General features: G+C 27.2%; 29 protein-coding genes, 2 tRNA genes and 4 pseudogenes. 31 read left to right on the forward strand and 4 right to left on the reverse strand.

Annotation, left to right across the window (positions count from 1 at the left end; genetic code table 4):
- Nucleotides 1-40 precede the first annotated feature (40 nt).
- Nucleotides 41-463: a pantetheine-phosphate adenylyltransferase gene (gene coaD, locus MSROBK_RS02235; RefSeq protein WP_040092887.1), complete on the reverse strand. Its 423-nt coding sequence runs from the start codon at nucleotides 461-463 to the stop codon at nucleotides 41-43.
- A 225-nt stretch (nucleotides 464-688) separates the two neighbouring features.
- Between coaD and MSROBK_RS02240 the strand changes: the two genes are divergently transcribed.
- The 22 genes and pseudogenes from MSROBK_RS02240 to MSROBK_RS12890 all read left to right on the forward strand — a co-directional run bounded on the left by MSROBK_RS02240 (nucleotide 689) and on the right by MSROBK_RS12890 (nucleotide 16,040).
- On the forward strand, nucleotides 689-2,356 hold the full coding sequence (locus MSROBK_RS02240) for a ribonuclease J (RefSeq protein ID WP_040092888.1): 1,668 nt from the start codon (nucleotides 689-691) through the stop codon (nucleotides 2,354-2,356).
- 102 nt (nucleotides 2,357-2,458) lie between these two features.
- Nucleotides 2,459-5,428, forward strand: coding sequence for a DNA translocase FtsK (locus MSROBK_RS02245; RefSeq protein ID WP_040092889.1), 2,970 nt, complete (start codon nucleotides 2,459-2,461; stop codon nucleotides 5,426-5,428).
- A 151-nt stretch (nucleotides 5,429-5,579) separates the two neighbouring features.
- Nucleotides 5,580-6,446: an energy-coupling factor transporter ATPase gene (locus MSROBK_RS02250; protein WP_040092890.1), complete on the forward strand. Its 867-nt coding sequence runs from the start codon at nucleotides 5,580-5,582 to the stop codon at nucleotides 6,444-6,446.
- Nucleotides 6,434-7,351, forward strand: coding sequence for an energy-coupling factor transporter ATPase (locus tag MSROBK_RS02255; protein WP_040092891.1), 918 nt, complete (start codon nucleotides 6,434-6,436; stop codon nucleotides 7,349-7,351). The genes MSROBK_RS02250 and MSROBK_RS02255 overlap by 13 nt, the downstream gene beginning before the upstream one ends.
- A 4-nt stretch (nucleotides 7,352-7,355) precedes the next feature.
- Nucleotides 7,356-8,321: an energy-coupling factor transporter transmembrane component T family protein gene (locus tag MSROBK_RS02260; protein ID WP_040092893.1), complete on the forward strand. Its 966-nt coding sequence runs from the start codon at nucleotides 7,356-7,358 to the stop codon at nucleotides 8,319-8,321.
- Nucleotides 8,321-9,061, forward strand: coding sequence for a tRNA pseudouridine synthase A (locus MSROBK_RS02265; protein WP_040092894.1), 741 nt, complete (start codon nucleotides 8,321-8,323; stop codon nucleotides 9,059-9,061). Before MSROBK_RS02260 ends, MSROBK_RS02265 begins: the two co-directional genes overlap by 1 nt.
- A gap of 308 nt (nucleotides 9,062-9,369) precedes the next feature.
- Nucleotides 9,370-9,519: a hypothetical protein gene (locus tag MSROBK_RS02270; protein ID WP_084217942.1), complete on the forward strand. Its 150-nt coding sequence runs from the start codon at nucleotides 9,370-9,372 to the stop codon at nucleotides 9,517-9,519.
- A complete protein-coding gene (locus tag MSROBK_RS02275) occupies nucleotides 9,519-9,770 on the forward strand; it encodes a hypothetical protein (RefSeq protein WP_040092896.1) in 252 nt (83 codons plus the stop codon). The genes MSROBK_RS02270 and MSROBK_RS02275 overlap by 1 nt, the downstream gene beginning before the upstream one ends.
- A 215-nt stretch (nucleotides 9,771-9,985) precedes the next feature.
- The gene (locus MSROBK_RS02280) at nucleotides 9,986-10,399 is read left to right on the forward strand and encodes a hypothetical protein (RefSeq protein WP_040092897.1); all 414 of its coding nucleotides are present in this window, start codon (nucleotides 9,986-9,988) and stop codon (nucleotides 10,397-10,399) included.
- Nucleotides 10,400-10,401: 2 nt separating this feature from the next.
- Nucleotides 10,402-10,581 (forward strand): hypothetical protein, encoded by a 180-nt coding sequence (locus MSROBK_RS02285; RefSeq protein ID WP_040092898.1) that lies wholly within the window; start codon nucleotides 10,402-10,404, stop codon nucleotides 10,579-10,581.
- Between the two features lie 2 nt (nucleotides 10,582-10,583).
- Nucleotides 10,584-10,793: a hypothetical protein gene (locus MSROBK_RS02290; protein ID WP_040092899.1), complete on the forward strand. Its 210-nt coding sequence runs from the start codon at nucleotides 10,584-10,586 to the stop codon at nucleotides 10,791-10,793.
- Between the two features lie 141 nt (nucleotides 10,794-10,934).
- Nucleotides 10,935-11,108 (forward strand): hypothetical protein, encoded by a 174-nt coding sequence (locus MSROBK_RS11165; RefSeq protein WP_168226816.1) that lies wholly within the window; start codon nucleotides 10,935-10,937, stop codon nucleotides 11,106-11,108.
- Nucleotides 11,109-11,117: 9 nt separating this feature from the next.
- Nucleotides 11,118-11,549, forward strand: coding sequence for a DUF3627 domain-containing protein (locus MSROBK_RS02295; RefSeq protein ID WP_040092900.1), 432 nt, complete (start codon nucleotides 11,118-11,120; stop codon nucleotides 11,547-11,549).
- A gap of 152 nt (nucleotides 11,550-11,701) precedes the next feature.
- Complete coding sequence (locus tag MSROBK_RS02300; RefSeq protein ID WP_040092901.1) at nucleotides 11,702-11,905, forward strand: DUF2649 family protein; 204 nt, start codon at nucleotides 11,702-11,704, stop codon at nucleotides 11,903-11,905.
- Between the two features lie 430 nt (nucleotides 11,906-12,335).
- The gene (locus MSROBK_RS12875) at nucleotides 12,336-12,788 is read left to right on the forward strand and encodes an IS5 family transposase (RefSeq protein WP_040092446.1); all 453 of its coding nucleotides are present in this window, start codon (nucleotides 12,336-12,338) and stop codon (nucleotides 12,786-12,788) included.
- The gene (locus tag MSROBK_RS12880) at nucleotides 12,773-13,171 is read left to right on the forward strand and encodes a transposase family protein (protein ID WP_242441474.1); all 399 of its coding nucleotides are present in this window, start codon (nucleotides 12,773-12,775) and stop codon (nucleotides 13,169-13,171) included. Before MSROBK_RS12875 ends, MSROBK_RS12880 begins: the two co-directional genes overlap by 16 nt.
- Nucleotides 13,172-13,337: 166 nt before the next feature.
- Nucleotides 13,338-14,351 (forward strand): annotated as a pseudogene (locus MSROBK_RS02310) (hypothetical protein).
- A pseudogene (locus MSROBK_RS02315) lies at nucleotides 14,344-14,726 on the forward strand (hypothetical protein). Before MSROBK_RS02310 ends, MSROBK_RS02315 begins: the two co-directional pseudogenes overlap by 8 nt.
- A complete protein-coding gene (locus MSROBK_RS02320; RefSeq protein WP_040092902.1) occupies nucleotides 14,726-14,962 on the forward strand; it encodes a hypothetical protein in 237 nt (78 codons plus the stop codon). Before MSROBK_RS02315 ends, MSROBK_RS02320 begins: the two are co-directional and overlap by 1 nt.
- A 12-nt stretch (nucleotides 14,963-14,974) precedes the next feature.
- A pseudogene (locus MSROBK_RS02325) lies at nucleotides 14,975-15,157 on the forward strand (hypothetical protein); the annotation flags it as partial.
- Between the two features lie 47 nt (nucleotides 15,158-15,204).
- Nucleotides 15,205-15,657: an IS5 family transposase gene (locus tag MSROBK_RS12885; RefSeq protein ID WP_040092446.1), complete on the forward strand. Its 453-nt coding sequence runs from the start codon at nucleotides 15,205-15,207 to the stop codon at nucleotides 15,655-15,657.
- Nucleotides 15,642-16,040, forward strand: a complete 399-nt coding sequence (locus MSROBK_RS12890) for an IS5/IS1182 family transposase (protein ID WP_040092905.1) — start codon at nucleotides 15,642-15,644, stop codon at nucleotides 16,038-16,040. The genes MSROBK_RS12885 and MSROBK_RS12890 overlap by 16 nt, the downstream gene beginning before the upstream one ends.
- Nucleotides 16,041-16,290: 250 nt before the next feature.
- Here MSROBK_RS12890 and MSROBK_RS12895 read toward each other — a convergent pair whose 3' ends face one another.
- Together MSROBK_RS12895 and MSROBK_RS12900 are read right to left on the reverse strand one after the other, a co-directional pair.
- Nucleotides 16,291-16,689 carry an IS5/IS1182 family transposase gene (locus MSROBK_RS12895; protein ID WP_040092905.1) on the reverse strand — a complete coding sequence of 133 codons (399 nt, stop codon included), beginning with the start codon at nucleotides 16,687-16,689 and terminating at the stop codon, nucleotides 16,291-16,293.
- Nucleotides 16,674-17,126, reverse strand: a complete 453-nt coding sequence (locus MSROBK_RS12900; protein ID WP_040092446.1) for an IS5 family transposase — start codon at nucleotides 17,124-17,126, stop codon at nucleotides 16,674-16,676. Before MSROBK_RS12900 ends, MSROBK_RS12895 begins: the two co-directional genes overlap by 16 nt.
- Nucleotides 17,127-17,275: 149 nt before the next feature.
- Between MSROBK_RS12900 and MSROBK_RS02340 the strand changes: the two are divergent.
- Nucleotides 17,276-19,122 (forward strand): annotated as a pseudogene (locus MSROBK_RS02340) (spiroplasma phage ORF1-like family protein); the annotation flags it as partial.
- 20 nt (nucleotides 19,123-19,142) lie between these two features.
- On the opposite strand, the gene MSROBK_RS02345 reads toward MSROBK_RS02340, so the two are convergent.
- Nucleotides 19,143-19,496: a spiroplasma phage ORF1-like family protein gene (locus tag MSROBK_RS02345; protein WP_133165045.1), complete on the reverse strand. Its 354-nt coding sequence runs from the start codon at nucleotides 19,494-19,496 to the stop codon at nucleotides 19,143-19,145.
- A 53-nt stretch (nucleotides 19,497-19,549) separates the two neighbouring features.
- On the opposite strand from MSROBK_RS02345, the gene MSROBK_RS02350 reads away from it, so the two are divergent.
- From MSROBK_RS02350 to MSROBK_RS02385, 8 genes are all read left to right on the forward strand, one after another.
- Entirely contained in the window at nucleotides 19,550-19,987 is a 438-nt protein-coding gene (locus MSROBK_RS02350) for a PDDEXK-like endonuclease domain-containing protein (protein WP_105628892.1), read from the forward strand.
- A 132-nt stretch (nucleotides 19,988-20,119) separates the two neighbouring features.
- Complete coding sequence (locus MSROBK_RS02355; RefSeq protein ID WP_040092908.1) at nucleotides 20,120-21,202, forward strand: hypothetical protein; 1,083 nt, start codon at nucleotides 20,120-20,122, stop codon at nucleotides 21,200-21,202.
- Between the two features lie 271 nt (nucleotides 21,203-21,473).
- Nucleotides 21,474-21,550 (forward strand) — tRNA-Ile (locus tag MSROBK_RS02360).
- Nucleotides 21,551-21,566: 16 nt separating this feature from the next.
- Nucleotides 21,567-21,642: transfer RNA gene (locus MSROBK_RS02365), tRNA-Ala, on the forward strand.
- Nucleotides 21,643-21,888: 246 nt separating this feature from the next.
- Nucleotides 21,889-22,818 (forward strand): hypothetical protein, encoded by a 930-nt coding sequence (locus MSROBK_RS02370; protein WP_040092909.1) that lies wholly within the window; start codon nucleotides 21,889-21,891, stop codon nucleotides 22,816-22,818.
- 101 nt (nucleotides 22,819-22,919) lie between these two features.
- Nucleotides 22,920-23,369, forward strand: coding sequence for a 50S ribosomal protein L9 (gene rplI, locus MSROBK_RS02375; RefSeq protein ID WP_040092911.1), 450 nt, complete (start codon nucleotides 22,920-22,922; stop codon nucleotides 23,367-23,369).
- Nucleotides 23,370-23,372: 3 nt separating this feature from the next.
- The gene (dnaB, locus tag MSROBK_RS02380; RefSeq protein WP_040092912.1) at nucleotides 23,373-24,746 is read left to right on the forward strand and encodes a replicative DNA helicase; all 1,374 of its coding nucleotides are present in this window, start codon (nucleotides 23,373-23,375) and stop codon (nucleotides 24,744-24,746) included.
- Between the two features lie 67 nt (nucleotides 24,747-24,813).
- Nucleotides 24,814-26,028, forward strand: coding sequence for a lipoprotein (locus tag MSROBK_RS02385; RefSeq protein ID WP_040092913.1), 1,215 nt, complete (start codon nucleotides 24,814-24,816; stop codon nucleotides 26,026-26,028).
- Nucleotides 26,029-26,163: the final 135 nt, after the last annotated feature.

The raw sequence follows: 26,163 nt of genomic DNA on the forward strand, positions 1-26,163 counted from the left end.
TAATATTTTAATAAAAAAGGGTATCGCAAGAAGTCTATTGTTATTTTTTTAGTTGTTCAATTTGTTTTAAAAAGGTTGAAGAAATTTCCGTTAAGCCATAATCAGCAACAAAGAAGATTGTCTCAAGATTTTCATTTAATTTTTTATTAGCAAAAGCTAATTCCATCTCATATTTTAAATCATTATTATTTCGTAATCCTCGAATAATATAGTTAACTTTTAATTCTTTTGCAAAATCGCTGGTTAACATTTTATCATTAATGACAACTTCAATGTGTGGATTAATTTGTTGACAAACAGCAATAACTTTTGCTGCCCGGATTTTAATGTCAGTTTGTCCTGTTTTTTCTAAGTTATTAGTAACAACAACATACAATTTTGAAAAGAGAGCACTAGCTTTTTTAATAATATTAAGATGTCCATTATGAATTGGGTCAAAACTACCCGGAAATATTGCTTTCAATTTTATTTCACATCCTTTTGATTGCTTTTATTATTTTAACTGAAAAAATGTGGTATTATAATGGTAATAAGATATTTTTTAATTATTTGTATATTTTTTTAATACTAATGTATAATAATTAAGATTACATTTATTTAATTTAAGAAAACAATGTAAAAAGCATTTAAATAATGAAATGTAAATGAGTACTAAACAAAAAAGAATAGAAAGAAGTAGATTTTAATTATGGCAAAAATTAGTTTTTTCGCTCTTGGTGGCCTAGATGAGCGAGGTAAGAATTTATACTGTATCGAAGTAGAACAAGATATTTTTATTTTTGATGCAGGAACAAAAAACCCTGAACGAGGGATTTTAGGGATTGATGTAGTAATATCAAATTTTGATTATTTAAAAGAAAATCGTGCCCGTATTAAAGGGATTTTTATTACAAAACCTTCTGATGAATGTTCAGAAGCATTAACTTATATGTTAAAAGAATTAGCGGTACCAGTTTATGGTAGTGATTTAACATGCAATGTTTTAAAATTCCATTTACAACGTTTTAAAGTACGTGGTAAAGAAGAATGTTTTAATGTTATTAATGCAAAGGATGTTCTTGATTTTGGAACATGTCAAGTTGAAGTTTTTTCAACAACAACAAATATGCCAAATAGTTTTGGATTTGCATTACACACACCAGATGGAACAATTATTTACACGGGGGATTATATTTTTGATGCCAAAGCTGATCCAAACTTTGCAACTGATTTACAACACTTAAATCAAATTGTTGCTAAAAATAAGGTGTTATTATTTTTATCTGAAGCTTCAACAGCATCACGACGCGATTATACAGCACCAAATCATAAAATTAAAAATTATATTGAACGAGCAGTCAAAGAAGCAGAAGGGCGGATTATTTTAGCTTGTTTTGATCAAGATTTACATAAAATTAGTGAACTTTTTGACTTAGTACGAGAAAATAATATTTCAGTTGGAATTTACGGTCAAACCTTATTAGAATCATTAAAAGTGTTATCAGATAGTAATAAATTAAACTTTAACGGGATTAATATTAAAGGTTTACAAGAAGCGGTTAAAGAAGAAAAATCATTAATTATTGTAACTGGTAGTGGTGAACGTTTATATAGTCGTTTAATTAAAATTGCTTCTGGGAATGATGATATTTTAGATATTAAAGAAAGCGATATGATTATTTTAGCAACCCCACCAAATCCAGGAAGTGAATTAAACCATGCTAATGTTTTAGATGAATTAGCACGAACAGTGGCAAAAACAATTGCTTTATCGGATAAAAAAGTTTGAACAATGACAGCAAGTTATGAAGATGTTAAATTAATGAGCTCAATTATTAAACCAAAATACTTTATTCCCGTCAAAGGATTATACAAAGACTTTGTCCAAGCAAAAACTGCGGCAATTGAAGCTGGTATTAACCCAGACCATATTTTTATTGTTGATAATGGTGATGGTGTTGAATTTGTTGATTGTGAATACACAAAAACAACAAATAAAGTAAAAACAGCCGATTTATATGTTGATGGAATTGGTGTTGGTGATATTGGGTCTGTTGTTTTAAATGAGCGAAAACAATTAGCAACCGATGGAGTTGTTATTATTGGTGTCTCAATTGATGGTAAAACAAAAGAATTAGTTTCCTTAATTGATACACAAATGCGAGGAGTAATTTATATTCAAGAAAATAATGATATTTTTCGGAAAATGCAAAAGGTAATTATTGACATTATTGAAAAACATTATAAAAAAGCTGTTGCTGGTGAAATGTATGATGTTAATGAAGTTAAAAATGAAATTAGATTAACAATTAGTTCATTTGTTAAAACGGAAACAGGGAAAACACCAATTATTTTAGCAATTGTGAATGAAATTTAATTTTATGATATATTTATAGTATATAAATATTTGAAACTTTTTAAATGTATGGTCATATTTAAAGGAATTCTTAAATATTTAGGATTTTAGGAGGGCTGCACCATGAAAAAGAAATCTTATGATGATCACCTTTTAAATGATCATAATGAGAACACTGCAATCTTAAAAGTCGAAAAAAAGCAACATCGTAATGATTCAATCGGGTGAGTAATCGGTGCGTTGTTAGTTACTTTTTTTACGATTCTTGCGGTGGGCCGAATTACTTTAATTGGGCAATTTTTAGATGATGTTTTATTTACATTTGCTTTTGGTTGATTTAAATATTTACTATATTTAGTATGCTTAGTGCTTGGAGTTACAATTTTTATCGGTGTACGGATTAAATTAAAGAGTCGGGTATGCTGAATGATTATTAGCTTTGTTATTTTATCTTGTTGATTAGTAAGTAGTGTTTTACTAATTTATCAATATGCTAATGGTCAAATTGCCTTTTTTAATAAAACCGTTTTTTTAGATGTTATTAATAATTATTTAGCACATTGACAGGATGCTTCAATTTTTAATGCTAATCCAAGTCATCCGATTACTTTTATTGGATTTAATGGAGCTTGAATTACCTTATATGCTGGTGGCGGAATTATTGGAAATTTCCTGGCGGTAATTTTTAGTTATACCACAATTTTTGGTTCACTAATTTTTTGTTTATTAACTTTTTTATTATGAGGAAGTTTAGTAACAACCGGAACAGTTTGAGGACTGTTTTTACCAAAAGCACAACGCCAACAACAGGGGTTGCGTGTGTTAAGATTATCAGCTAATCGCCGCCAAAAACAAAATATTTATCAATCATTTAATATTCCTGATGAGGAATTATTTTCAGCTCGCCAAGTAATGCATACAACGGAAGCATCAGATATTACTATTCAAATGCCTTCTTATACCGCTTTACATGATCAACGGTTAATTGATGATTTAATTGCGAATGATTTTGTTGGGAAGAAAAAAGGGAAACAAAATTATGTTCGTTTTGATGAACAAGAAAAAATGCAATCGAGAATGCCTGCTGATAAATTTAATGATTATAATCCAACGCCACCGCAACGAACACCAAAAGTTTCGCCAACACCAGACCAATATATTCAACCACGTAATCGTCAAAATAATAATTATCTTAATAAGAATATTGATGACTTACCAGTATATAGTTCCGCTTATGGCAAAGATGTTAATATTGATGCTGCTCGTGATAAACTGAATTCCGAGACAAATATTACACCATTTGGGAAAATTAATCGTAATCTTAATCCAACCAAGGTTAAACAAACATCATTTTATGATGATCATGTTCAGGTTGATGATTTTAATGTTGCAGAACCACAAGACTATGATCAATTTGATTCAAATGTGCTTAATGATGATGGGATTTATCATCGTCAAAGTAATCAACCAATTTTTAATGAACCTGCCCCTTATCAAACAGAATATTATCCTTCATATGAACCGCCCTTAATGAGTGGGAATAATTTTAATATGCCACCGCAACAACGCCGTGCTTCAAAGCCAAAAACAATTGAAGTTAATAAAAAACTTAGCCAAGCTGCACCGCGTCGTAGTAGTTTTAATAATCCACATTATAAATTACCAAATTTAGGATTATTAAATCCAAAAGAAGATAATCGGCGAAATAATGAACGTAATAAAACTTCTGCGCAAAAGAAAGCGGTTAAAATTAATGAGGTCTTTCATCAATTTAATATTGCCGCTAGTGTTCAAGGTGTTAATATTGGACCAACAATTACAAAATTTGAAGTTCAAATGCAACCCGGTGTGAAAGTTAATAAAATTATGAATTTAGAAAATGATCTAAAATATGCTTTAGCAACCCAAAATGTTCGAATTGAAGCACCAATTCAAGGTAAGTCAGCGGTTGGAATTGAGATAGCAAATGAAATTAGTAGCAAAGTAACCTTACGTGAAATTATGGAACGAGTACCCTTAGAAAAACAAAATAAGAAGTTGTTAGTTGGAATTGGGCGTAGTGTTAATGGTGAAATTATTTTTGTTGAATTAGATAAAATGCCCCATTTACTAGTTGCCGGGTCAACGGGAAGTGGAAAATCAGTATGTATTAATACGATTTTATCATCGTTATTATTACGAACAAAACCATCAGAAGTTAAATTATTGCTAATTGATCCAAAACAAGTTGAGTTAGCAGTTTATAATAATTTACCGCATTTATTAGCACCAGTGATTTCTGATACAAAATTTGCAAATGCTGCTTTAAAAAAAGTTATTGCAGAAATGGAACGCCGTTATAGTATGTTATCAGAACGTGGAGTTAGAAACATTGAAACATTTAATAATAAAGTTTCCCCAAAAGAACGCTTACCATACATTGTTGTTGTAATTGATGAGTTAGGAGATTTGATGATGACAGCGGGAAAAGATATTGAAGATTCAATTATGCGAATTACTCAATTGGCGCGAGCAGCAGGAATTCATATGGTAATTGCAACCCAACGTCCTTCAACTGACGTTATTACGGGGGTTATTAAAACAAATATTCCATCACGAGTTTCCTTTTCTGTTGCTTCTTCGATTGATTCACGCACAATTTTAGATCAAGGTGGTGCTGAAAAATTAATTGGTTATGGTGATATGTTATATGCCCCAGCTGGTCAAAATATTCCAACCCGTGCGCAAGGAGCATTTATTTCCGATGACGAAATTCAACGATTAGTTGATTTTTGTCATGCGCAACAAGAACCTGATTTTGATGAAGAATTTATTAATATTGAGAATTCGAATGAAGTTGGTGGTGGGAATGAAGGTGAAGATATTGACCCAATGTATAATGAAATTAAGCGTTTTGTAATTTTAAATCAAAAAGCATCAACATCGTTAATTCAACGTAAATTTTCAATTGGTTATAATCGGGCAAGTCGGTTAATTGATGCTTTAGAGGACAACGGAGTTATTGGGCCACAAAATGGGGCTAAACCACGTGATGTTTATATTCAAAGCAGTGACTTAGATGATAATGATTTTAGTAGTGGTGGTCAATGATAAGTGGCTTGTTGAAAAATAAATTTTTTATTGTTTATTTATAATATTTATATATAATTAAATATGAAATTGGAAAGAAAAAATTTCAATTAATATTTAAAAATATTAAGATATAATTAAACTATTATGTAATTAACATTAAGGATGAGAAGAAATGGCAAAAAAAACAAAAAAATCAAATTCAAAATTAGAGAAACTAAATGATGTTTCATTAAAATTAACTGATGTTGAATTTCGCTACCGTGAAAATCATCCTAATGCCGTTGATTGAGTTAGTTTTGAAATTAAACATGGTGAATATGTAACAATTATTGGTCATAATGGGAGTGGAAAATCAACAATTAGCAAAATTATTATTGGTGTTTTACGCCCCCAAAAAGGAAGAATTGAAGTTTTTGGGAATGAAGTTCATTCATTAACACTAACTGGAATTCGTAAATTTTTAGGAATTGTCTTTCAAAATCCAGATAACCAATTTATTGGTTCAACTGTTCGTGATGATATTGCTTTTGGATTAGAAAATCGCCAAGTACCACAAAAAGATATGCAAGCAATTATTGACAAAGCCGCTGCAAAAGTAGGAATGAGTAATTTTCTTGACCATGAACCATTAATGCTATCAGGAGGACAAAAACAACGTGTTGCGATTGCTTCGGCGTTAGCATTACAACCTGATATCATTATTTTTGATGAGGCAACAAGTATGTTAGACCCCAAAGGACGTAAAGAAATTAAACAAATTATGGTTGATTTAAAAGAATCGCGCGAAAAAACAATTATTTCAATCACGCATGATATGGATGAAATCTTAAATGCGGATAAAGTTATTGTTATGAACAAGGGTCAAATGGTTAAATGTGGAAAACCACACGAGATTTTGTATGATGAAGAATTTTTAAAATCAATTCATTTAGACGTGCCGTTTGTTTCGCGAGTAATTGATAGCTTACGTTTAAATGGGTTGAATGTTAAAAATACGCTAGATCTTAGAGAGTTGGTGGATGAACTATGTCAAAAGTAAAAAAGAAAACTAAAGTTGAGGCCTTACAAAACACTGATATTACATTTACCGATGTCTCTTATGTTTATGTACCAAAAACACCGTATGAATATAAGTCATTGCAAGATATTAATTTAGTTATTAAACCAGGGAAAATTACTGCTATTATTGGTTCCACGGGGAGTGGAAAATCAACTTTGATTCAACATATTAATGGATTATTAATTCCAACAACAGGAGTTGTTGATGCAAATGGTTTCATTATTAAGGCAAAGCAAAAGCGGATTAGAAATATTAAACAACTACGAAAATCAATTGGTTTAGTATTCCAATTTCCGGAATATCAGTTATTTGAAGAAACAATTGAAAAAGACATTATGTTTGGTCCAATTCATTTAGGTGAGAGTAAAGAAATTGCTCGTGAAAATGCTAAGAAATATTTAACAATGGTTGGTTTACCGTTAAATTATTTAGAACGTTCACCATTTGATTTATCAGGAGGACAAAAACGAAGGGTTGCAATTGCGGGAATTTTAGCAATGGAAGGAAATACTTTAATTTTAGATGAACCAACCGCAGGATTAGACCCGGAAGGAGAAGAAGACTTTATTAAGTTATTTCACCGGATTAATCAAGAACAAAACAAACGAATTATTTTAGTTACTCATAATATGGATCATGTTTTAGAAATTGCTGATGAAGTTGTTGCTTTAAAAGATGGAAAAATTATTAAAATTGGAACACCTTTTGAAATTTTTAAAAACAAAGATTTATTACAAACACTTTTAATTGAACCACCAAAGATTTATAATTTAATTTATCAATTAAAAGAAAAAGGATTTGATTTAACAGATGCTGACATTCGGAATATTGATGAATTAGCAAAAGAAATCATCCAACGTAAAGGCCTAAAAAGAAAGGGGTAAAAAGATGCGCTTATCATTTGGACGTTATATTGCCTACAATTCCGCTGTTCATCGGATGGACCCACGGGTAAAACTATTTATGTTGTTATCATTAATGGTATCAATCTTTTTTTCGACTGGTTTTACCGGTTATGCTATTCTGGGGGTAACCATTTTTACGTTGTTCTTTTTAGCAAAATTACCACCACGATTGCTAGTAGCATTATTAAAACCAATCTTATTTATGTTTGTTGTTTTACTATTAATTAATTGTTTTTTAGTAACCGATGGTTATATTGGTTGACACTGAGGTGGCAAAGCAACAGCAACTGGTCCTTTCGCTCCGGGCGGGAAAAGTTGATTTGCTTTTTCCGAAAAAGCTGTTTTTAATGCGCTGTATATGGCTTGCCGGATTTATTTAATGATTTTAATTACAACCATTTTAACAGTAACAACACAACCATTAGATCTAACATTAGCATTAGAGGATTTATTGAGTCCTTTAAAATTAGTTCGTTTTCCAGTTCATATTTTATCAACAATAATTTCAATTGCCTTGCGAATGATTCCAACGTTAATTGAAGAGGCTGGTCGGATTATGAAGGCTCAAGCTTCGCGGGGAGTTGATTTTCGTAATGGTCATTTTAAAGATAAAATTAAATCAACAACAGCTTTAATTATTCCATTATTAGTATCGGCTTTTCAAAAAGCCGAAGATTTAGCTTATGCAATGGATGCACGTGGTTATGACCCGCATGCAAAACGAACACGTTATCGTCATTATCGTATTCATTTCCCAGATATTTTGTTGTTTATTTTTGGGGTTGGGGTTGCAAGTATTATTATTGCGCAATCAGTTACGATGGGTCAATATCAAGTTTTCTATGAAGTTTGATATTGAGGAACAAATGGATGAGTATTTGGGAAAATTCCAACCGGATTTTTACAAATTCGTATTCCTCACATTGATGATTTTGTTTTAGGATGATAATGTTATCGTTATTATTAACCCTTGAATATGATGGTTATGATTATAGTGGTTGAGTTAAACAAAAAAATGCACGAACAATTCAAAACGAATTAGAAAGAGCATTTTTTCGTGTTTGTCAGCAGCCAGTTTGAACATTGGGTGCTAGTAAGACTGATGCTGGTGTTCATGCTTGTAATCAAAAAGTGTTAGTTAAGATTCCGTTTCAACCACGCAATGTCGATTTTTTTATTAAAACAATTAGCAAAAGTTTACCAATTAATATGAATATTAAAGATTATAAAGTAGTTGCTGATAACTTTAGTGTTCGGACAACAAAATTAAAAGAATATGTTTATACGATTAATGATCATAGTTATGATTTTACTAATCACCGTTATGAATTAAAAGTTGATGAATTATTGGATCTTAAAAAATTACGGCAAGTTAGTCAAGTGTTTGTTGGTGACCACGATTTTGCTTATTTTTCAGGAGTAAAACAAAGCGAAGCAATTAAGACCCAGCGTAAAATTAATAAAATTTATGTTAAGAGAAACAAAGCAAAAAAAATTGAGATACATTTTATTGCAAAGGGTTTTATTCGTTATCAAATTCGGATGATAACACAAAACATTTTAGCGTGTTATTGGGATAGAATTAGTTTAGAACAGTTGAAGGAAGTTTTGGATCATCCTCCAGTTGGTCAAACAACAAAATATTGTGCAAAACCATATGGTTTATGTCTAAAAAAGATTAAATATTAACGAAAGATAAAAACTATCTTTTTTTTATTTTGTAAACTGTAATATGAAGTGCAACAAATCAACTTTGAAAGGAGTTGATTTTTTTAATGGAAAGAAAACATTATTTTATTTTGCGGTGCTTAGTAACTAAGTATGGAAAAGATAATGTTATTAATACTGTTAATAAAATAGTAACTAATAATGCAAAAGAAGATGAATAAATTATCCGCGTAATTTATTAGCGGTAATTTATTCAATATAGTTTATTTTAAGCGTAGCGAACACGCGAAGCGTGCCGCGCAAGTTAAATTTTTAGGAGGAATTAAGTTATGCCAGGTTGATTAACGACAATTTTTAGTGTTGTTATTATATTAGGTATTTTTGCTTGAATTGGTTTATCGATTTATCAAAAAATTCGTCAAATTCGAGGAAAGAAAAAAGATAAAAAAGAAATTAAAAATAAGGAGGAAAATAAATAATGTTAGGTATGTATTTAACAACAGCGGTTAATTTTTTAGCAGATAGTAATACTCCTACTATTTCTGGTGGAATGGATTCTATTTGAAGCGGTTTAGGACAAGCAATGATGAAAGTTAAAGAAGCAATTTATGCTGTGTTACCACAGTTAATGACCTTTTTAGGTGATGCTTGAATTATTTTAATTCCATTTGGAATTTTTGTTATTATTAAGATTTTGAATTTCTTTAGAATTATGATTAAAGGATTTTAATATTTATTATAATTGATCATGTATCTTAGCTGTGGCACACTAGCTTTGCTATTTGATTTATTAATTTTATATTTTTTATTAACGTTGTTAAATAGTATTTTTCAGTGTGCCTTAATTTTTAATTTTATATATTTTAACATTGTTATTACCAATGTTTTTTAAACAATATTAAGTTACATTTCTATAACAATGTTTATTACAGTAAGGAGTAATTTATGACAAAAAATATAGATGTTGATAATGATGAAATATTTTCTCAACAAGAGCGTGAAAATATTTTAGATAAAGTAAAAAAGATTTATGAAAATAAACTTGCTGAAAAAGATAGAAAAATTGATTTGTTATTAACAGCAAATAAACAAATTACTTATTCTAGTAAAACTAGACAATATAGTCAATTAAAGAAAAGTGATGTTGAAGTTAAAGTATGATGTTATACTTGTGAATGCTGAGTTACAGATGATATTCAAGATTGTTATTGTCAATGTACTTGTATTTTTGGCGAAGATAGTGATTATGATTGTATTTATGAAGAAGATATTAATGTAAACAGTGAATGTCCACGTAACAAAGAATGAACTTGGCAATATGAAATTTCTGAAATTCAATATAAAGCTTTGGAGGAATAATTATGCAAGATTTATTAGACGAAATTAAAATGAAAATTAAAACTATGCAAGCTACTTTAATTCAATTGAATGAATATGAAATTCATTATGAATCTATTAACATTATTCGAAAAGAAATGAGTTTTTATCAACATGTTGCAGAAGAGTTAGAAAAGAAAATTGATACTAAAGAGTATGATTAATTATGTCAGTTGCTAAAACATATTTTTATAATCATATTTCAACACCAAAAGGAATTGCTTTATGCGTTTTATGTAACAAAATTTTAATTGATGAAGATATTGAAATATGTTTTTTAAATAATTGTGGTGATAATAATTTAAAATACCAAAAAGAATATTGTGATAATTGTCATTGAATTTTTCATCAAAAATTAAGAGAAAGGAAAAAATAATGTTAGGAATTTGAATATTTTTTGTTAAACGTAAATGTCAAATTTGTCATTCTATTTTGAATAAAAAATTTGTTGGTAAATTATATTTTAAGTTAAATATTTGTTCAATGCAGTGCAATAGAAATCGAGTTGATTTGAGTAATGTATCAGAAACCAAATTATAACAAAAGCCCAAATCCGTTTAATACTATCAAAGTAATTAATATAAAATGATTTATTGGTTATAACGGTTTTCAATCATTTAGAAAAATAATTGGAAGTAAGTGATTTGCTGGTATTGATACCAATAAAAATGAACTTTATATATGAAAGTAAGGTGTTTTTATGAGTTTTTATAAGAAGAATATTAATGTAAAAAATTATTTTATTCGAAGAGAATTTATAATTTTTCAAACTGATAAAGCTTCATTTATAAATTTGCCTAATCATAATCGCCATATTGGTTTCTGATTAAGCAATAAGTTTATTTACTTTAGTGAAAAACATTCTGATCAAGTAGCTATTGGTTTGATTTATGATAATTCTTATCCTATTGTGAAATATGATGAAAATTTAAAACGTCATGTGTGAAAGTATTTGACTGGAACAGAAATAATCAATTTGTATAATCAATATAAACAAAATTATTTTACACAAATGAAAAAAGCAATATTTCCCGGTGAACCTCAAAAAGTAAAAACAACTAACAATAATTTAACAAATTGAAGTGATGAAAAAGTAGATAAATTATTGAATGACTTGAAGGACTTAAATTAATGAGTTTATATGAAATTTGAGTTCAATTTATAACTTACATTATTGGTTCAAATGCCCCCGAATTTTTATATGTTATATCTTTTGTATTATTTATTGTTTTATTTTTTGGTATCTTTTTTAAAATCATTCAAAAAATGTGAAGCTTTTAAATTATGACAAAAGATTGAGAAAAATTAAAAGAGTTTTTTATTCATGTATTTTTATTTATAGATAAAACAAATGTTAAAACTATTACAACTTGCAATTTGACTCAAAATGAATATTTAACTTTAATGGTTGGTGTTTGAATTGTGATTTTATTTTTAACATGGTTTTTATTGTGAATGGTTTTTAAAATAGTTAGTTGTTTTAAATAATTACATTTTGTAATTACATTTTGTAATTATTATGGTTTTCTCTCCCCACAAATTTTTATATAAATATTGATATTATTCTTTTAATTATTATTCCTGTTCTTATTAAAACTGAAATAATGATAAATCAAATAAATGATAGGTTATTAATTTCTATTGCATTGAATAATCATATTATTTTATCTAATATGAATAATTCTTTTCCAAAAGGATTAAAACCCAAAAATAATAATATATAGGGCATTATTGGTGTGAATGCCCGTAGTATTGATAAAAAATACTAAGTATTTTTATCACTCTCCTTTCTGATTTGTGGGGAGAGAAAACCATAATAAATACTGTGTGATTTTTTATAAATAACTATTAGACTTCTTGCGATACCCTTTTTTATTAAAATATTATTATAAAATATAATTTATGAGGACATAAAAATATGAACAATAATAAATTTAATACTCTTAATGATAGAGAATGGTTAAGATTAACAGGAATAAAAAAATCCACTTTTAATAAAATGTTAGATATTTTAAAAGTTGCTGAAATAGAAAAATTTAAAAAAGGTGGTAAAACTAATAAATTATCATTAGAAAATAGATTATTGATGACTTTATTATATTGACGAGAATATCAGACTTATTTTCATCTTGGTAAAAGTTTTGATATTAGTGAGGCTAATTGTTATCGTAATATTAAGTGAATTGAAGATATTTTAATTAAAAACTCTGATTTTCAACAACTTGCTGGTAAAAAAGCACTAATAAATGATTATTTTAATGATAAAACTATTATTATTGATGCTACCGAAACTCCAATCCAACGCCCAAAAAAAGACAAAAACAATCTTATTCTGGTAAAAAGAAAAAACACACGATCAAAACACAAGTAATTATCGAACAAGAAACCAAAAAAATTATTGCAACAAGTTTTTCGCTCGGAAAAAAACATGATTATGCTTTATTTAAAGAATCAAAAATCCCAATTTTAAAAAATACCAAATTAATAGTTGATAGTGGTTATCAAGGAATACAAAAAAATCACAATAATGTTCTAATACCTACAAAGAAAACAAAGAAAAACCCTTTAAACAAAGAACAAAAGCAATATAATAGACTAGTTTCAAAAATGAGAATTATTATTGAAAATATTTTTGCTATTCTTAAAAAATTTAAAATTATTACAGAAAAATATCGTAATCGAAGAAAAAGATTTGGTTTAAGATTTAATTTAATTGCCTCAATTTATAATTTACAATTATTATATTTAACATAAAATATTTATTTAAAATTAAATAATAAATTAATTTTTCGTTGTGGAAAAATATTAAATTTTTAAATAAAAAACATAATTAATTAAAATTATATTTTTCTATTAGTATCTTTTTTACAAATATTTGCAATTTTTTAACAAGTAATGCAAGAAGTCTATTGGAGGTAAAATGAAAAAGTTCATATTTTTCTTAAAAAATTATTGTTATATTAGTGGTTCAATGATTTTGTTTAGTTTAATTGATTTGTTATTTTGAATTATTTCGTTAAATTATACTGGCTTAGTATTTTGATTATTATTTACTTTACAATGTGTTTACTTTGTTTGATGACTATGAAAAAATATTTTTTATCAGTTAAATGCGTTTAGATTAGTTAATTTTGTTTGAGATAATCCTTTGTCAGTAATAATTGGTAAATTAGGAACTGGTAAAACGCTACTTTTAACTTATTTGTCAGAAACAATGAAATTATTAACAGATAAAATTTATAGTAACTATCCATTAGAAGATGACAAAGTTAAAGTTTTAACGTTTAAAAATTTAGACTTTACTGATCGAACAAAAGCAGTTCCCCCTGATGATAGTTTAATTTTGTTTGATGAAAGTTTTTTGTACATTGATGGTACAAGCCCACATGATGAAAAAGTAACTCATCGTGGTAAAATTCCTTGAATTGTGTTGGCTAGGCATTTCGGACATCGTGCTTTATTTACAGCTCAACGGGAAGGCATGCTTTGAAACAATATTCGGCAATTAGCAAGTAGTATTATTATTCCAATTTCACTGAAAAAACCTACTGCTAAAAAAGGATTAAATTTTTTTAATCGTTTCTTTATTATGTAAATTGTTATTTTTCAAGATATTACTGATTATGAAATTTGAAAAACCGAGTCTGTCAAACGTACAGCGGAAGGTAAACGTGCAAAACATAGATCTGATGTTGGATTAGGAATTCGGTTTTTTAAGATTATTATTCCATTAGAAATTGCTCAAAAGTATGAAAGTAAATGATTATCATTTGCTCGTGATCTAAAAAATGATGATGTTCCTATTACTAAAGAATATTATTGAACTCAACTTAAAGATTTAACAATAAAAGAACGTTTAGATTTATTAGATATTGATATTTTGAAAAAGAATTTAAAACCTAAAAAAGAAAAAGGAAGTGATAAGAATGATTAATTTATTATCGGAAAATAATGGTAATTGAGACAAGATTTTTAGTTTTATTATTTTTGATGTGATTTGAAATACTAAGTTACCTATGACAAATACAACGATTGCTTATTTTATAATCTTTTTATGGTTATTAAATTATCAATTTATGCAATACATGGTACTTATACACAATATAATGAGTTAGGTTCAACTGTTCAAAATAGTACATCACAAATATATTCGACAACAGCTCGTGGAGTATCAGATACTAAGCAAGGTATGCAAAAACATATTAAAGAGCGTAAACAATTTAAAATTAATCGTAATAAACAACAATTATCAAGTTTAGCAAAACAATCAAAATCAAGAGAACAAGGATATAGGAGAGTGCATAAATAATGATTAGATTAGTTTTATTAGTTGCAGCAATAGCTATTTTTGGTACAGGTTTTATAACAGTTATTATAAATCAACTTACATCAGCAAAAAATATTATTATGGACCTATATAATTCAGATACCTGGTTACTTTCGTTGTTTGGTAAAATGGCAATATTATTTAGTCATCCGTTAATGCTTACAATTTCAAGTTTATATATTTTAGGTTTTATAGTTTCAAAAACGTTGTATAGTTAGGAGCGGTTAAATATGAAAAAGACAATATCTTTATTTTCAATATTTATTTTAGGTATTTTAAGTTTAGTGATTCCTTTCATCACTTTAACGGCATTTAAACCTTTAAATCAACAAACTTATAACATTGAACAACAAGCAACAGGAATAAATGAAACTGATTTTATTAATACAATAGACTTCTTGCGATACCCTTTTTTATTAAAAATATTATTATAAAATATAATTTATGAGGACATAAAAATATGAACAATAATAAATTTAATACTCTTAATGATAGAGAATGGTTAAGATTAACAGGAATAAAAAAATCCACTTTTAATAAAATGTTAGATATTTTAAAAGTTGCTGAAATAGAAAAATTTAAAAAAGGTGGTAAAACTAATAAATTATCATTAGAAAATAGATTATTGATGACTTTATTATATTGACGAGAATATCAGACTTATTTTCATCTTGGTAAAAGTTTTGATATTAGTGAGGCTAATTGTTATCGTAATATTAAGTGAATTGAAGATATTTTAATTAAAAACTCTGATTTTCAACAACTTGCTGGTAAAAAAGCACTAATAAATGATTATTTTAATGATAAAACTATTATTATTGATGCTACCGAAACTCCAATCCAACGCCCAAAAAAAGACAAAAACAATCTTATTCTGGTAAAAAGAAAAAACACACGATCAAAACACAAGTAATTATCGAACAAGAAACCAAAAAAATTATTGCAACAAGTTTTTCGCTCGGAAAAAAACATGATTATGCTTTATTTAAAGAATCAAAAATCCCAATTTTAAAAAATACCAAATTAATAGTTGATAGTGGTTATCAAGGAATACAAAAAAATCACAATAATGTTCTAATACCTACAAAGAAAACAAAGAAAAACCCTTTAAACAAAGAACAAAAGCAATATAATAGACTAGTTTCAAAAATGAGAATTATTATTGAAAATATTTTTACTATTCTTAAAAAATTTAAAATTATTACAGAAAAATATCGTAATCGAAGAAAAAGATTTGGTTTAAGATTTAATTTAATTGCCTCAATTTATAATTTACAATTATTATATTTAACATAAAATATTTATTTAAAATTAAATAATTTAAATAATAAATTAATTTTTCGTTGTGGAAAAATATTAAATTTTTAAATAAAAAACATAATTAATTAAAATTATATTTTTCTATTAGTATCTTTTTTACAAATATTTGCAATTTTTTAACAAGTAATGCAAGAAGTCTAATTATTTTTTTTATTTAAAAATTTAATATTTTTCCACAACGAAAAATTAATTTATTATTTAAATTATTTAATTTTAAATAAATATTTTATGTTAAATATAATAATTGTAAATTATAAATTGAGGCAATTAAATTAAATCTTAAACCAAATCTTTTTCTTCGATTACGATATTTTTCTGTAATAATTTTAAATTTTTTAAGAATAGTAAAAATATTTTCAATAATAATTCTCATTTTTGAAACTAGTCTATTATATTGCTTTTGTTCTTTGTTTAAAGGGTTTTTCTTTGTTTTCTTTGTAGGTATTAGAACATTATTGTGATTTTTTTGTATTCCTTGATAACCACTATCAACTATTAATTTGGTATTTTTTAAAATTGGGATTTTTGATTCTTTAAATAAAGCATAATCATGTTTTTTTCCGAGCGAAAAACTTGTTGCAATAATTTTTTTGGTTTCTTGTTCGATAATTACTTGTGTTTTGATCGTGTGTTTTTTCTTTTTACCAGAATAAGATTGTTTTTGTCTTTTTTTGGGCGTTGGATTGGAGTTTCGGTAGCATCAATAATAATAGTTTTATCATTAAAATAATCATTTATTAGTGCTTTTTTACCAGCAAGTTGTTGAAAATCAGAGTTTTTAATTAAAATATCTTCAATTCACTTAATATTACGATAACAATTAGCCTCACTAATATCAAAACTTTTACCAAGATGAAAATAAGTCTGATATTCTCGTCAATATAATAAAGTCATCAATAATCTATTTTCTAATGATAATTTATTAGTTTTACCACCTTTTTTAAATTTTTCTATTTCAGCAACTTTTAAAATATCTAACATTTTATTAAAAGTGGATTTTTTTATTCCTGTTAATCTTAACCATTCTCTATCATTAAGAGTATTAAATTTATTATTGTTCATATTTTTATGTCCTCATAAATTATATTTTATAATAATATTTTAATAAAAAAGGGTATCGCAAGAAGTCTATTAATTAAAATTATATTTTTCTATTAGTATCTTTTTTACAAATATTTGCAATTTTTTAACAAGTAATGCAAGAAGTCTAATATAATATTGATAAATTCTATGATGTTGATAAAAAACAATTTTTAAAAGAATTAACTAATTTTTCTTATTCTTTCGCTAAGTATTTTAATACTGTGGAAGTTATTAATAAATTAGAAAAAAGTGTTGATAATTTACAACAAGTTAATTTAAAGTTTCAAAATTGAAAATTAGTTGATGTTAGTTCTAAAGAAAAATTAAAAAATGAATTATCAAATTTTAATGATAAATGATATACAGTAATTTGAAAACCAAAAAATATTTATTTCATTGCTAAATTTAATTCGAAATGAGATGTTTTAACTCCTGGTGGTAATATATCTTTTCAAAATTATTATGTTAATTTTGAATATATTAAATCTCTTTATCATTATGATAATAGTACTAATGAACCTGAGTTACCTGAAATTGATAATAATGGTAATCCTATTTTTTGAACTGATAATAATTATCAAAATACTCGCTCTTTTTTATTAAAGTATATTAATGCTATTGTGCAAGAAAATATTAGAGTACAGCAAAGTGGTAACCCTGATTATGATGATCCGAATTTGGGCAGTCAAAGAATAATTTTTGATTTTGAAATTATCAATAATTTAGATAAGCCTGATACTGGTACAATTTTAACTAAAAAATCAATTTATCGAATGATTTTAACAATTGATAAAAAGAAAAATATTATTGCTGGTAGTTTAGAGCTTACACATCTTAAACAATATTGAAATGGTAGTAATTATAATAATTATCGATATACTGATGATTTAGGGTTTTTATTTTCTTTTATGAAAGAAAAAGAAGATGTTTTTAATTTTAGTGCTGAAACTTATAATTATTACCCGGGTAATAGTACTAATACTGGTAAAAGTATATTTGAACAGATGAAAGGTCAAATTGAGATTAATAAATTTTTAAAAGCTTTTTTTGCGTATGCTTTAGTCCCGGTGTTTCAAAATCGTAGTAATTTTATTGAAAGTGGATATATTGACAATTTACATTATGATACTGTTTTAATTAATTTTTTTGGTTTAAAATTGGTTAATTTTAGAGATGTTTTAATTGATGAAAGTAATACTAATAAAAGTCAGTTTGAAAAGTTATTAAATAGTATGTTTACGGTTTCTCAAAATTTTTATAAAGATTATTTACGCACCATTTTTGATTTAGAAAATAATACTTATGTGCAAGGATATCATAAAAAATATGGTTTATTAGCTAACAATGGTTTTAAAATTTATCCCCGTTACTTTTATTTTTCTGATAAATATAATCAGTTAGATATTAAGTTATACTCAGCATTTAAAAATCGGTTTTATAATACAAAAATACAAATTATGGTAATGTGTTTAATTATGATTTTTCAGTTGTAAATAATTATAATATTAATCAAAATGAGGGTTATGTTTTTGAAGATGCTTTAAAAGATAAATATGGTTTAAAATACAAAAAAATTGAAGAACAAAAAATCGGTTATAATGTTTTTGAATTACAAGCCTAAAAAGAAAATGATTTGTATCGTTATTATGATTTTAATTTTGGAATTTATAATTGACAAGAAATAAATAACGGTGGATTATTTCCTGATGGACAATGATGACAAGCACAATATAAAATTTGTAATTGATATAATTTAGCATGTCATATACGAAATGCGGAAATTTGAGTTGTTAATAATATTCCTGGTGTAAAACAAGTCAATGAATTAGCAAGTGGTGTTGGTAAAATATTTCAAACAATATATAGTTTTTTTAGTCAAACATTTGAAGTATGAAAATTTAGTCCAGCATTGTACAACACAATAACAAATATATTCCTATTAATTATTTTTATGAAATTTGTTCGATTAATTTAAAAAAGGACTGGTTAGTCCTTTTATTCTTTTCAATCTGTAATTTTACCATTATTATCAATTTCAGGTAACTCAGGTTCATTAGTACTATTATTATAATGATAAAGAGATTTAATATATTCAAAATTAACATAATAATTTTGAAAAGATATATTACCACCAGGAGTTAAAACATCTCATTTCGAATTAAATTTAGCAATGAAATAAATATTTTTTGGTTTTCAAATTACTGTATATCATTTATCATTAAAATTTGATAATTCATTTTTTAATTTTTCTTTAAAACTAACATCAACTAATTTTCAATTTTGAAACTTTAAATTAACTTGTTGTAAAATCAATCAAGGGTCATGATTTTGGTTATGATATTTCAGCACTAAAATCTGAAGGAGCAAAAGTATTTGCTGACTATATTAATTATGTTGATCACTTGCAATCATGCAATTTAGATAATGAGGTTTTTCAATTAATTTGAAGTAAATATCTTATAGAATATAGTGATGAGAATCCTTATCAACAAATGGATAGTATTTTAGAAGAAGAAATTTATACTCAATTGAAAAAACATTTAAATGGAGAAAGATTTGAAATTATTCCGCAAGTAAAACAATCTGGTTTTCGGATTGATTTAGGAATTAAAGATAAAACAACAGGTAATTTTGTGTTAGCAATTGAGTGTGATGGTCATAAATATCATTCTAAGCCAATGGACCGAGCTCGAGATATTTGGCGACAATCAATTTTAGAAAGTAATGGTTGAAAATTTGAACGAATTTCATTGTTGCAGTGATGAAAAGGAAACCAAAATAAAGTGATTGAACGAGTTTTAAAGAAAATAGAAACTTTAAGTTGGAGTTTAAAGGAATAATTATTTTTTATTTTTTAAAGAAATAACCTATTAATTAAAAAATAGATATAATATTATATATTATTTCCTTTTTTTATGCTATAATGTATATAGTAAAGTATGGGTAGAAGATAGGGTAAATGAGGTGTAGTAATGAATAATGGCTTTTATATCTTACCAAATGAAGAAGGATATTTAGTGAAGTCACATGATACCAATAGTGAAATAGCGTTATTTAGAAGTCGCCGTGATGCTGAAGTGTTTATTAGTACACTAACGTTGTCACCATTAATTTCACCTGCAAATAATTATTCAGCAGTATCAGCAATCCCACAATATTCGACACCACCACAACAACAAGTTATTACTCCGTATCCTGCGGCTAGTGGTGCTTCGCCACAAGTCTTTTTTATTCAACAACCAGCGCCAGCGCCATATCCGTATTATCCAATGATGCCGCCAATGCCACCAATGGGAATGAACACAGGAATGTATCACGGCATATATCCTAACCATTGATCGCAAAATGGCTGTGGTGGTGGATGCACTTGTGGCCATGGGGGTTATTATGAACATTCAGAAGAAGATTACCATCGAAAAGATTCTACAGAAAAAAAGTATCAGGGCAGTAAAAGGGATGATGATTTAAGAAAGAATGCTGATGAAGATAATGATCGCCAACAAAGCGGTCGTGTTTTTAATGCTGAAAATGTGGCTGTTTCAAATGTTACTGATATTAAATCAGAACCTCTACAAACAGCCCAAGTTGAACCAATAGCACCTGTTACTGTACAAGAACAATATAATAGTACACAACCAATTGGTACAAATGAATTGCCTTTAGAACAACAAGGAGCAGAGAGTGACCCATTAGGATCACAAGGATTTGGACAACAAGGAACATCTGGTGAGCAACAACAAAATCAAGCGGGAGCAGGAATGCCAGATTACTACGAACAAGCTTTTGTTGCAAACCCAGTTTATGTTAACCAAGATGTATCACAACCGCAAGCGACAACGAAACCAACTGATTTAAATGATGATGATTTCTTTAGTTTTATTAATGATAATGATTTTAATCATAATTCAGAAATGTCAAAGAAAGAAACAAAACGTTTAGCAAAAGAAGAATTAAAAGCGGCAAAATTGCAAGCAAAGTTAGAAAAACAAAGTCGTAAAAAATCAAATCGTGAAAATGTTAACGATATTGAAGACTTAAATCCGATTGTAAAATAAAAAGTAATTTAAATATTTTTGCAATGTTTCTTTTAACTAAGAAAATATTAATAAAAACCTTTCTAGGTTTTTATTAATATCTAAAGTTAGGAGAAACATTTTTATATGGTTAAAAATTATATTAATTATTATTTAATTTAATTGTTTTTTACTGATAGTTACTATAAATAATTAGATTAGGGTTCTAAAAATTATTTTCTTATTTTTTTAAAATATTTTGGGTTTATAGTTGTTTTTTAAATAAAATTAATGTTATAATGATTTAGGTTTTCGGGCTATAGCTCAGTTGGTTAGAGCGCACCCCTGATAAGGGTGAGGTCGATGGTTCAAGTCCATTTAGCCCGACCATTTTTTATCTAATTTTGGGCCCGTAGCTCAGCTGGGAGAGCACCTGCCTTGCACGCAGGGGGTCGACGGTTCGATCCCGTTCGGGTCCACCATTTCAAATATATTTAATTTAAACAGTAAACAATAAACAAAACATATCAAATTCCCATTGGTATGTTTTTTTAATTGTTTAGAAAAGATAATTGGTTAAGAAAATAGAATGCAATAAAAAAGCGATGATTATTAAAATTATTTTATTTATCATCAAATATAAATCCAAAGTTATTGCTTTAATTAATCTTGTTTTTTTGGTATAATATATATAATGTAGAAATAAAAAATATAATCAGGGGTGAAGTATGTCAATTTTTGATAAAAATGAAAATGAAAGATATGCGTATTTTTTAACAAATTTTAAAGAAATTTTATCTGATTGGTCAGTGATGGTCAATGACCAATTTATTAAAACATCGTTAGATAATTCGTCAACTAAATTATTTGGAATGAATGTTGATAAAGCAATTATTTTTTTTAATATTAATTTAGAAGTAAATAATACTTTACAAGAATTAGGAATTATAAAAGAAAGTTATAGTATTGATTTGATTAATGACTTGGAATTAGATTTAAATAAAAAATCAGTTCAAAAAAAAGATCAAAAAAATTATGATGTAATTTATAATCAAATTGATACCTTTTTTGTTGAAGATTCAGAACTATTAAAGTTTTGTGAGTATAGTTTAAATGTTGTTAATTTATCAACAGAAACAGATGGACCAACTATTAATGCTTTAAATAATTATAAGTCAATTGCTTTTAATAGTTTCCCAACTAAAATTTATGAATTGTTAGATTGATTTGGCATTGATGTTGTTGAGACAATTAGTAACAGTTGCAAGGTTAAACGTTTTGGTGTAAAAGAAAATCATTTTGGTAGTAACAGAAAGTTAAGACGAAAACCGGGGTTTACATCAAAGCGCTCATTTGATAATGATAATGATGATGAAGAAAAAATTAATAAGGAATCAATCTTTACGGAGTATTTTGCTAATAATGGTGATATTAATGCTAAGTTAACAGTATTAAATAAATTATTGCCGTTGTTAGAAGAAAAACGCACAGACATCAAAGAATTTAATCCTAAGTTAGAATATGATATTTTTAGTTTCTTACAACATACAAAATATCGTAATTCATTAACATACCAAGAAGATCCTGATGCAGAAAAACGTTTAGACAAGGTTTTTAAGAAAGCTGTCTTATGTTTGTACTTATTAGATATTGGTTAAAAACGAATAGTATCATTCGTTTTTTATTATCCTTCTTAAAATGATAAAAGAAGTATTTTTTTAAGATAGTTTTCCTATATAATTGATAATAGGTGATTATGATGAAAGTTATTTTAATTAAAGATGTTAAGGGCAAAGGCAAAATTAATGATGTGATTGAAGTTTCAGATGGTTATGCGAAAAATTATTTAATTAAAGAAGGAATTGGGATTCCAACAACCCCAGCTAATTTAGCAAAACTCAATGTTGTTCTATCCGAACAAGCAGCCCAAGCAGTAGCAAATAAAGCGACATTAGAAGAACTAAAGACAGCTTTAGAACAATTAACCTTAAATTTTAAATTAAAAGTTCATGATAATAAAACTTTTGGTTCAATTTCATTAACCCAAATTGAATATCGTTTGGCAAAAGAATTTAATTTAAAAGTTGATAAAAAGAAATTTCTTGATAATAATAATTTAACAAGTTTTGGGTTGCACTATTTAAAAATTAAATTAGCCCCTAATTTAATTGCAACTTTGAAGGTGATGATTGATAAAAAGGAGAGTTAGGTAATGGATAACTTAAGTAAAAAAGAGTTAAATAAGATTAATGTTATTAATGATGCGGAAAAAAATGTTTTAGCAATTATTGCTCATTCAATTGCTGCTGCAGAAGAAGTGTTTTCAATTTTAACAGAAGAAGATTTTACCGTAATGAATTATAAAGTTATCTTTAAAGCCTTACAAGAACAGTTTTTGGCAAAAGTAGCCATTAACATTACGACATTAAGTAATTATATGTTAAAAAATAATATGTTAAATAAAATTGGGGGAATTGAATTTTTAACAGATTTATTTCAATCATATACAACTGATGCAAATTTAACAGAGTATTTAGATATTATTATTAAAAACACCACTTCACGCCGTTTAAAAGCGGTGCTTGAAAATATCCATCGTGAAATTGAAACTCATCAGCCAATTGATGAAGTTGTTAGCAAAGCCGAAAAAGAGATTTTGGATGTTAAAAAAGAACGAAAAGGAAATTTATTTAAAACATCATTTGATGAAGTTGACAAAGTTTTACAAAAAATTGAATTGTTAGAAAATTCTGGTGAAATGTTAACAGGTAGTCCAAGTGGTTTTCGTGATTTAGACCGAATGACATCAGGTTTTCAAAAAGGGGATTTTATTATTCTAGCAGCACGACCATCAATGGGGAAAACGGCATTAGCTCTAAATTTTGCTGTTAAATCTGCAGCACAATCAAAAAAAGCTGTTGCGATTTTTTCAGTTGAAATGCCCGCAGAACAATTGATTCAACGGATGATTGGGAGTTATTCAACAGTGGATTCAGCAAAAGTTCGTACTGGAAAAGGTTTACAAACTCGTGATTGAGAAAATATTACAAAGGCTGCGGACTTTTTAAAACAAACCAAGTTATTTATTGATGATACACCAGGATTAAAAGTTATTGAATTACAATCAAAACTTCGAAAACTGTGTCGTGAAAATGAAGTTGGATTAGTTGTTATTGATTATTTACAATTATTGAGTACGGGAATGCATTTTAGTGATTCTCGTCAACAAGAGGTTTCAACTATTTCGCGCCAATTAAAAGCTTTAGCGCGGGAATTAGAAGTACCAATTATTTGTTTATCTCAGCTATCACGGTCAGTTGAAAAACGAGAAGATAAACGTCCAATTATGTCAGACTTACGTGATTCAGGGGCAATTGAACAAGATGCTGATATTATCATGTTTTTATTTCGTGAAGACTATTATGCAACCCATGATCCAAATAACTTAGATGCTCCATTGGAAACTGAAAAAGCACAGTTAATTTTATCGAAGCATCGGAATGGTCCAACTGGTAGTGTCGAATTATTATTTGTAAAAAAACATGGTTCATTTGCTGATTATGGTTTGCAAAATGTTAAAATTTAGGTTAACATTTTAGTTAGTAGCAGAGATGCAATTATATTAAATAAACGCTTAGGAAAAGAGGTCTAAAATGCGTAAATTATTATCACTTTTTACAGCAACAACTTTAATTACAACATCAACAACGTCACTTGTTGCTTGTAATACAACACCGCAAGGAAATCCGGTGCCTGTTTTTGTATATAATGGGAATCAAAAATTTAGTTATGCGCCGACTGTAACTGGAAAATCAGTTAATGGAATCGATAACGCTGCTGAATCAGGGAAAGATGAAACGGGAGCTCCTTATGAATATAGTTTACAAGGGGGAAGAATGGGATTAATTAGTAATGTCGTTGTTCCATTTTTAACTGGAATAAATTTAACAAAAGACAATAGTAAGACAACTGGAAAAGGAGCAAATTGAACACCAGAACAAATTGCTGCCGGATTAAAAGAACAAAAAGATAATATTATTGCAAATGCAAAAATTGATGGAACTGATCCTTTTGATAATGCAAAAAAAATTAATCAAAAAACCTTATGAGAAGAATTTTTTACTAATTATTCAACTAGTTATGATTCATATTATACCCAAGTTAGTTTAACGGCAAATGAAAACCCAACTGTTGTTGATCCTAATAATCAAAATTTAGTAACAATGAGTGGTAATGCAGAAAAAACATCAAATAAAGATTGAGTGAAAGAACATACGTGAGGTAGTAAAAAAGGACCTTATACACCACCATCATTAAAAACTTTATCGTCAGTTGCGACAATTTTAGATTGATTAAATGATCCAAATAACAATTATAATAAAGGATTTGACCAGATTAATGAGAACCGTGGTTATCAATCAGCTCGTTATTTTGCGATAACAATTCCAAATGTAACAATTCGGTTTGAATTCCAAGGCGAACATAAACGTTTTACTTTTTCAGCAACAATTGATAAATTAGTTGCTTACGCTAATTACTTGGTTTATAAAAATCCAAATAGTAGTACGGATAAACCAACATATGCTCATCAATGGTTTTTTCTTAGTTATGGTTTTTATGATTTTAGTAAATTAACAAATGATGATTATCATGACTATAATTTTAAGATTCCAGTTCCTAATATCGATCCAAGTTTTAGTATTGCATTAGGATATGTTAAAAAAGGTGACAAAGATGGAATTTTAACAGCTGATGAAGATAAAAAAGTTGATAAAAATGGACAATTTCCATCGTTATCACCAGATTATGCTTTTCCTGATTTAAAATGAAAAATTAATGTTGATTCAATGACAGATCAATACAAGTAATGGATATTAAAATTTTAACAGTTGGTTCATTAGACTTCTTGCATTACTTGTTAAAAAATTGCAAATATTTGTAAAAAAGATACTAATAGAAAAATATAATTTTAATCAATTATGTTTTTTATTTAAAAATTTAAT

Origin of the sequence: Spiroplasma poulsonii (genome assembly GCF_009866525.1) — a bacterium.
Classification (GTDB): Bacteria; Bacillota_I; Bacilli_A; order Mycoplasmatales; family Mycoplasmataceae; genus Spiroplasma; species Spiroplasma poulsonii.